At 62.2% G+C, this 6,479-nt stretch carries 7 protein-coding genes; 2 read left to right on the top strand and 5 right to left on the bottom strand.

Features of this window, described 5'->3' with window-relative positions; genetic code table 11:
- Positions 1-323, bottom strand: a 323-nt coding sequence (locus tag NP534_RS25100; protein WP_274100497.1) for a helix-turn-helix domain-containing protein, incomplete at its 3' end; no start/stop codon positions are given.
- A gap of 88 nt (positions 324-411) precedes the next feature.
- Here NP534_RS25100 and NP534_RS25095 point away from each other — a divergent pair.
- Together NP534_RS25095 and NP534_RS25090 are read left to right on the top strand one after the other, a co-directional pair.
- Entirely contained in the window at positions 412-723 is a 312-nt protein-coding gene (locus NP534_RS25095; protein WP_274100496.1) for a DUF6124 family protein, read from the top strand.
- A gap of 436 nt (positions 724-1,159) precedes the next feature.
- Positions 1,160-1,675 (top strand): DUF4880 domain-containing protein, encoded by a 516-nt coding sequence (locus tag NP534_RS25090; protein WP_186661587.1) that lies wholly within the window; start codon positions 1,160-1,162, stop codon positions 1,673-1,675.
- A gap of 20 nt (positions 1,676-1,695) precedes the next feature.
- On the opposite strand, the gene NP534_RS25085 is transcribed toward NP534_RS25090, so the two are convergent.
- The 4 genes from NP534_RS25085 to NP534_RS25070 form a co-directional block, all read right to left on the bottom strand.
- The gene (locus tag NP534_RS25085) at positions 1,696-2,028 is read right to left on the bottom strand and encodes a DUF3325 domain-containing protein (protein WP_274100495.1); all 333 of its coding nucleotides are present in this window, start codon (positions 2,026-2,028) and stop codon (positions 1,696-1,698) included.
- Positions 2,025-3,545 carry a PepSY-associated TM helix domain-containing protein gene (locus NP534_RS25080; protein ID WP_274100494.1) on the bottom strand — a complete coding sequence of 507 codons (1,521 nt, stop codon included), beginning with the start codon at positions 3,543-3,545 and terminating at the stop codon, positions 2,025-2,027. The genes NP534_RS25085 and NP534_RS25080 overlap by 4 nt, the downstream gene beginning before the upstream one ends.
- Positions 3,542-3,829: an iron transporter gene (locus NP534_RS25075; RefSeq protein ID WP_274100493.1), complete on the bottom strand. Its 288-nt coding sequence runs from the start codon at positions 3,827-3,829 to the stop codon at positions 3,542-3,544. The genes NP534_RS25080 and NP534_RS25075 overlap by 4 nt, the downstream gene beginning before the upstream one ends.
- A 114-nt stretch (positions 3,830-3,943) precedes the next feature.
- Positions 3,944-6,184 (bottom strand): TonB-dependent siderophore receptor, encoded by a 2,241-nt coding sequence (locus tag NP534_RS25070; RefSeq protein WP_274100492.1) that lies wholly within the window; start codon positions 6,182-6,184, stop codon positions 3,944-3,946.
- Between the last annotated feature and the right edge of the window lie 295 nt (positions 6,185-6,479).

Below are 6,479 nucleotides of genomic sequence, written 5' to 3'. Positions count from 1 at the left end.
ATCTTGAGATCCAGGTCGTCGTCGGCATCATCCACATCATAGATGCCTCGCGCCTCGCCAACCTGCCCCACGATGCGCAGCCGTAAGCTGACATTGTAATGAGGCATGCCAAGCTCGATGAACGTTCGGTTCATCGACTCGATCTTCGGTTGTCGCCGCTTGTTCACCCAATGCCCTACGCTGCCTTGCGACACGCCAACGCGCTCGGCAAGCTGCTCTTGAGTAAGCCCTAGCTCCTCCATCCGGTCACGGACGAGGGCAATCCATTTATCCATATTCATCGCTGGCACGATACGGACTGCCTTCCGGCGCTCAATAAACATTCAGTATTATTTATCAGAAAGCGCGAAAATACTTTAGGTATTAGTATCGACCTGAACCCTTTCCCTATTGGCATTCGCAGGTATCAGGATGAAACCACCGCAAAACGACGAAACAGATCTCGACAGCGAAGCGGCCCGCCGCGCCCTCGACTACTACCTCAACCCCAACCCGACGCGCCCCAGTATCGAGAACAAGATCTGGACGCTCCACGAAGGCGTAACCGTTGAGCAAGCCCAGGAGCACGCCATCGCCCTGCTCCGCTGTGCCGCCGCCACGGCGCAGGAAACCGCTGTCCATCAGCAAGGCACCCAGCGCGAGTTGACCTTCGCATTGATGCACATGATGGACATGGCGCGCGCACTGCTGGAGCACAAACGCACCGCGCAGACGGGTTTGTAGGTAACAAGGAAGGGAGATACGTGATGGCCGGGGTAACGGCAAAGGCCCCGATTGCCGGGACAAGGAAGCGCATCGGTAAAACTATTTTACCGAATTAGCGAAAAATCATTTGACTGGCAAATGATAACGATTATTATTGCACTCAGCTGATCGCGAGATCTGCTGGATAACCTGGAGCTTAGGTCGCTCTCAGATTATCTCCTCATCAGGCTAATCACGGTTTTTGACCCGGCTTTTTGCCGGGTCTTTTTTTTTTGCTCTTCAGGCTAATGAAGATCGTGAATGGCCGGCATGATAGCAAAAGTGTGTCAGACCGTGAACGCTCATTACAAAACTTTGCCGAATCAGCACTTGAGAATCAATCTCGTTTCGCCTACGCTGATGAGGCATCAAGGAAGATGCCCCCACACCTCCCCCTTTGAGCAAGGAGCTGTCCATGACACGTCTGCTGCTGCCCCTTGAACACCCAACCCCCACTGCCGAGCACGCTGCCGAAGACGCCCTGCTGCATGCCCTGAAACGCCTGCCCCGACGCGTCCAGCAAGTGTTCCTGCTCAACCGTCTCGACCAACTGGATTTCGCCACCCTCTCTGCCCGGCTTGATTTGCCGTTGAGCAGCATCGAGCGCCATATGAACCAGGCGCTGCAGGCAGGCCGTTCGCGCCTCGATGTGCTGGCGAGCGTTGCCGGGCAATGGTACGTGCGCCTGCAGAGCCCCCACGTGAGCGCGTGCGAGCGCATCGACTTTCGCCGCTGGCTGGATGCCGACCCGGCGAACTTGCAGGCGTTTCACGACACCGAGCTACGCTGGCGCAGCCTGCTGGCCCCGGCCCGGCAACTTGGCCAGGACGGTTGGTACCGCCAAGGGCGCGCGGCGCTGTCGTTGGGGGGTTGTTCGATTGCAATGGGCCTAGGCGTTGCAGCGTTGCTGCTGTTTGGCTTTTGGGCCTGACCCCTGCTCAGTAACGGGCATCACCCAAACAGCTGCACCATCCCCCACACAGGCACAACCGCCGCCAAGCCGACGGCCAGCCGTGGCCAGTACGGCAGCAGCATCACCAGCAGCATCCCCGACGACGACATCGCACCCAGCCAGGCCACCGGCCCCATGGCCCACCCCCAGGCTTGAGCGCACAACAACAGGCTGACCAGCAACGCGAGCCACCCCGCGCAGCGCAACCCCACACGCAGCGCACGTGGGCAGGGCCGCTGCCATACCTGCTTGTAATGCCGTTCCAGGCCCTGGCACAGCCCGAGCATGCCGACGTAGGCGAACAACACGCCACCTGTGACCCACATCATCATGCGCCAGCCTCCACATTGCGCCCAGCTTTGGCCCGGATCGGCGCCGGTACCGCTTTGCCCACCCGCCACGCCACCAGCCCCAGCAAAACGCCCATCACCAGGGCACTGAGTACCACCCCCACGCGCATCGCATCCCCCGCGCCGCCCAGTGCGCCCAAGCCGATGCACAGCACGGCCGCCAGCAGCAGTTGCTCGACCCAAGCCCGCCGGGCCGGCCTGACGCCTGCATGCAACAGCGCCAACAACCACACACCGAAGAACGTACGCACTTCCCAGCTTTCCCGTTGCGCCAGCTCGACCGGCAGCACGCGGCTGGCCCACAGCAGGGCCACGCAGGCCAGCAGCAAGCCGCTGATGAAACCGACATTGCACACTTCGGCCACCCGGTACCAGCGCCGCGCCGAAGCCTGGGCCGTACCGTTGGCATACTTGCGCCCACGCTTGACGCAGAACAGCACCAACCCACTGGCGATCATCACGCAACTGACCAGCCCACAGATGAAGTACAACCAGCGCATCGGGTAACCGCCAAACTGCGCGAAGTGCAGGCCCACCATCACCCGCTGGGTCAGGGGGGCCGCGCGCCATTGCGGTACATCGCTGAGCAGCTCGCCACTGACGCCATCGAAGACCATGGCCTGGCCTTTGGCGAGGGCGATGCGGTTGCCCAGCTCGGGGCGGATTTCGATGCGCGCACCGGCCGTGTTGGGGTTGCGGATGTTGAGGCCGCCCAGCGGCCCCAGCCGGGCCTCGGCCTGGGCCAGCAACGGCGCCACATCGACCAGTTGGCCCGGCTGCCTGGCCAGCTGCCGAGGCTGCTCCAGGCGGGCATTGCCCTGGGCATTGAAGTAGGCGCGGCTGTCGCCTTCGAACAGCGCATCGACCCCAGCCGGGATGTAGATGAGCATGAAGATCACCAGACCGGTATAGGTGATCATCAGGTGGAACGGCAGCAACAGCACAGCGCTTGCATTGTGAAAGTCCAGCCACGAACGTTGGCCCTTGTCGGGCCGAAAGGTGAAGAACTCTTTGAAGATTTTCTTGTGGATCACGATACCGGTGACCAGTGCGGCCAGCATCACCAGCGCCAACGCACCGACCACGAAGATGCCCCAGTTGCGCGGCAGGTCGAGGGTGAAATGGAAGCGGAAAAAGAAGTTGCCGCCAACGCTGTCACGCACCTCGATGGCCTCGCCGGTTCGCGGGTCGAGCTGCACGCCACCGCCATGGCGACGGTCGCCGGTGGATACGCGCAACCCCGGCGAACGTTCGGTCGGCAGGCTGATGCCCCAGTTGCCGGCCTGCGGTTCATGGGCCTGCAGGTAGGCAACGGCCCGTCGCGCGGCATCGGCCTGGGAAACCTCGGTAGCCGGGACCTCTGGCTGCATCCAGTGGTCGAGTTCCTTGTCGAACACCGCCAGGGTGCCGGTGACGAAGATGGCAAACAACAGCCAGCCGAAGATCAGCCCGGCCCAGGTATGCAGCCAGGCCATCGATTGTGTGAAGGTAGTCTTCATGCCAGCCACCCCAATGCCTGCGGCCAGAAGCCGAGCAATGCCAGCGGTACGGCGAGGGCCAAGGGTGCCCAGGCGCGCACGGCGTCACGGCTGGCAAAGGCCCAGAGGATTGCGCCGGTGTAGAAGACGAACGCTGGCAGGGTCGCGACAATGACTGCGTCGGCGGCCGACAGCGGCAACAACCGGGCCAGGCAGGCACTGGCGGCGTAGCTGAGCGCGTAGCCGCCAAACAGTGCGGCCGCGCTGCGAGAGAGGATCTGCAGCCAGGCGGGGGCTTGGATCATCGGGTGTCCCTCAGAGGTCATGATGGGGCGCGAAGCAAGGCCGCGCCTGCGTACAGGAGCGGCCTTGCCGGGGCGCCGGACCGATCGCAAAGGGCCGCACAGCGGCCCCAGGGGTCAGAATGTGATGTTCAACGAGGCAAACACCGCCCGACCCGGTTGGTTATAGGTATTGGCCCCCGAGCTGCTGGCATTGCCACCGCGCAGGATCTGTTTGTCGAACACATTGTTCACCCCCACCCGCACGTCATAGTTGGCGTTGAATTTGTAGCCCGTGCTCACGTCCACCAGCCCGTAGGCTTCCACATCCTGCTGTGCATCCTGGTCGTAGCTTTCCTGGGTGCGGTAGTTGTAGGTCGGCGATTTCTGCTTGCCGAAGTACGTACCCGCGACCTGGAACGACAGCTTGTCGGTGGCGCGCCAGTCGAGGGTGGTATTGACCGTGTACTCCGGGATCACCGACAGCGGTTCGCCAGTCTCGCGGCTGTCGTTGTCGAGCATCCAGGTCAGGTTGGTGTTCCAGTCCAGGGTCGGGGTCAGCTCGATGAAGAAGTTGCCCTCGATACCTTCCACGCGCGCCTCGCCGGCGTTCTCCCACTGGGTCACGCGACGGCCGCTGTTGATGGTGTAGAGCACATCGGTGTCACCGATGATCTTGTTCTTGTAGTCGTTGCGGAAGTAGGTCGCGCTGGTACGCCAGGTGCCACGGTCGTACAGCAGGCCGATCTCCTTGTTGACGCTGATCTCGGGCTTGAGGTCGGCGTTGCCCTGCAGGTAGCAGCCACCGGAGTTGGTCTGCTGCACGCTGCAACCGTTACCCCGGCTGTAGAGCAGGTAATTAGGGTTGGACTGGTACAGGTTCGGCACCTTGTAGGCCCGGGCGATACCGCCCTTGAGCGACAGCGCCTCGGTCAGCTTGTGCGACAGGTTCAGGCTAGGGCTGAAGTTGTCACCGAAGGTTTCATGGTGGTCAAAACGCAGGCCCGGGGTGACGGTGGTGTCGCCAACAATGATGTTGTCTTCGACGAACAGCGCGTAGCTCTTGGCGGTCATCTTCGAGTTGCTGCGATCGAAGCCGCTGATCGCGTCGTTGCCACCGCCGCTCGGGTCGAAACTCTGCGGGCGGAACGAGCCTTGATCGTTCAGCGACTCGTACAGGTACTCTCCCCCCAGGGTCAGCACATGTTCGGTGCTGCCCATGGCGAACGGCAGGTTCACTTCACTGCTCAGGCGTGTATTGCGCAGCCGCGACATGGCCGCGCCGCTGTCGTTGATCGCGCCTTCCGGGCCACCGGCCAGGCCTTCGTTGAGGCGCCAGTTGCGCACGTATTCATAGGCCAGGGTGGTCTTGCTGGTGCCCCAGGTGAAGTCGCCCAGGTGGGTCAGGTCGTAGGTGTTGCGTTGCATCACGTTGGTCTCGTGGCCATACAGGCTGGAGATCAGCTCGACATTGCTGCCACCGTTGCTGTTCATGGTGTCGCCGGCGTAGAGGTTGCCTTGGCGGCTATAGCCGGCGCTGGCTTCGAGGCGGTGCTCGTCGTTGAGCTTCCAGCTCAACAGGCCGTTGATGTCCTTGTTGCGCACGCCTTCGCGGCCAGCCGACAACGCACTGTTGGCATGGCTGGCGTTGATGTCCAGGTCGTCGGCATCGGTCTTGGCCAGGCCACCGTACAGGCGGAACCCAAGGTTTTCGGTGAGCCCGCCGCCCAGGTTGAAGTTGGCGCGGCGGCTGGCACCCTCGGCGCTGTCTTCGGGCATCTGCGTGTACAGGCTGACGCTGCCCTTGAGCTCATCGGTCGGGCGCTTGGTGATGATGTTGACCACCCCACCCATGGCGCCGGAGCCGTAACGCGCCGCCGCCGGCCCGCGCAGGATCTCGATGCGCTCGACCGCTTCAGCCGGCACCCAGTTGGTTTCGCCACGGGTGTCACGGTCGCCGTTCCAGCCGTAGCGCACCGCGTTACGGGCGCTGGAAGGCTTGCCGTCGATGAGGATCAAGGTGTTTTCCGGCCCCATGCCGCGCAGGTCGATCTGCCGGTTGTTGCCGCGCGCACCGCTGGCGCTGTTGCCGGTCAGGTTGACCCCGGGCTCGCGACGGATCAGCTCGGACAGGTCATTGGTCGGAGGGTGACGCTTGATGTCTTCTTCGGTGATGATCGACGAACCCAGTGCCTGCCGCGCCTCGCGCTCGGCGGTGACGAGGGTGTCCTGGATGACCAGGGCATTTTCAGCAGCCGGTACTTCCAGCACTTCACCCGTGCGTTGCTCTTCGGCGTGGGCTACGGTCGCGACCATGGCCGGCGAGGCCAGCGCGACGAACGCCAGGGCCAGGCTGTTGGGTGAGGTTCTGGATTGCATCGGTACATCTCCTGCGGTTCATGAGCGAAAGGCACATCCTTGCCAGGCCGGAGAGCCCTCGCCCACCGCCCTCGCAAACACAATGTGGAGGTCAATAGGGGTGGTAAATATAGTGATTCTCAAATGAGTTTAAATCTTATTTACGAAACTTACATGTTTGTAACGGAACTTTGCTGAAACGCCCGAGCTTGCCCTACTCTGTGGCGGCCTCTTTGGCCCATCGAGACCTTCTGTTCATGCTTGCAGCCGCATTGATTTTCCTGTTCACCCTCACCCTGGTCATCTGGCAACCCAA

It is taken from the genome of Pseudomonas sp. 39004 (assembly GCF_028682155.1).
Classification (GTDB): Bacteria; Pseudomonadota; Gammaproteobacteria; order Pseudomonadales; family Pseudomonadaceae; genus Aquipseudomonas; species Aquipseudomonas capeferrum.
This window is presented reverse-complemented; position numbering and strand designations above follow the sequence as displayed.

Excerpts from the sequence above, each read along its gene's own strand:
- NP534_RS25095 (WP_274100496.1), top strand. The coding sequence starts at position 412 with ATGAAACCACCGCAAAACGACGAAACAGATCTCGACAGCGAAGCGGCC.
- NP534_RS25090 (WP_186661587.1), top strand. The coding sequence starts at position 1,160 with ATGACACGTCTGCTGCTGCCCCTTGAACACCCAACCCCCACTGCCGAG.
- NP534_RS25085 (WP_274100495.1), bottom strand. The coding sequence starts at position 2,028 with ATGATGATGTGGGTCACAGGTGGCGTGTTGTTCGCCTACGTCGGCATG.
- NP534_RS25080 (WP_274100494.1), bottom strand. The coding sequence starts at position 3,545 with ATGAAGACTACCTTCACACAATCGATGGCCTGGCTGCATACCTGGGCC.
- NP534_RS25075 (WP_274100493.1), bottom strand. The coding sequence starts at position 3,829 with ATGATCCAAGCCCCCGCCTGGCTGCAGATCCTCTCTCGCAGCGCGGCC.
- NP534_RS25070 (WP_274100492.1), bottom strand. The coding sequence starts at position 6,184 with ATGCAATCCAGAACCTCACCCAACAGCCTGGCCCTGGCGTTCGTCGCG.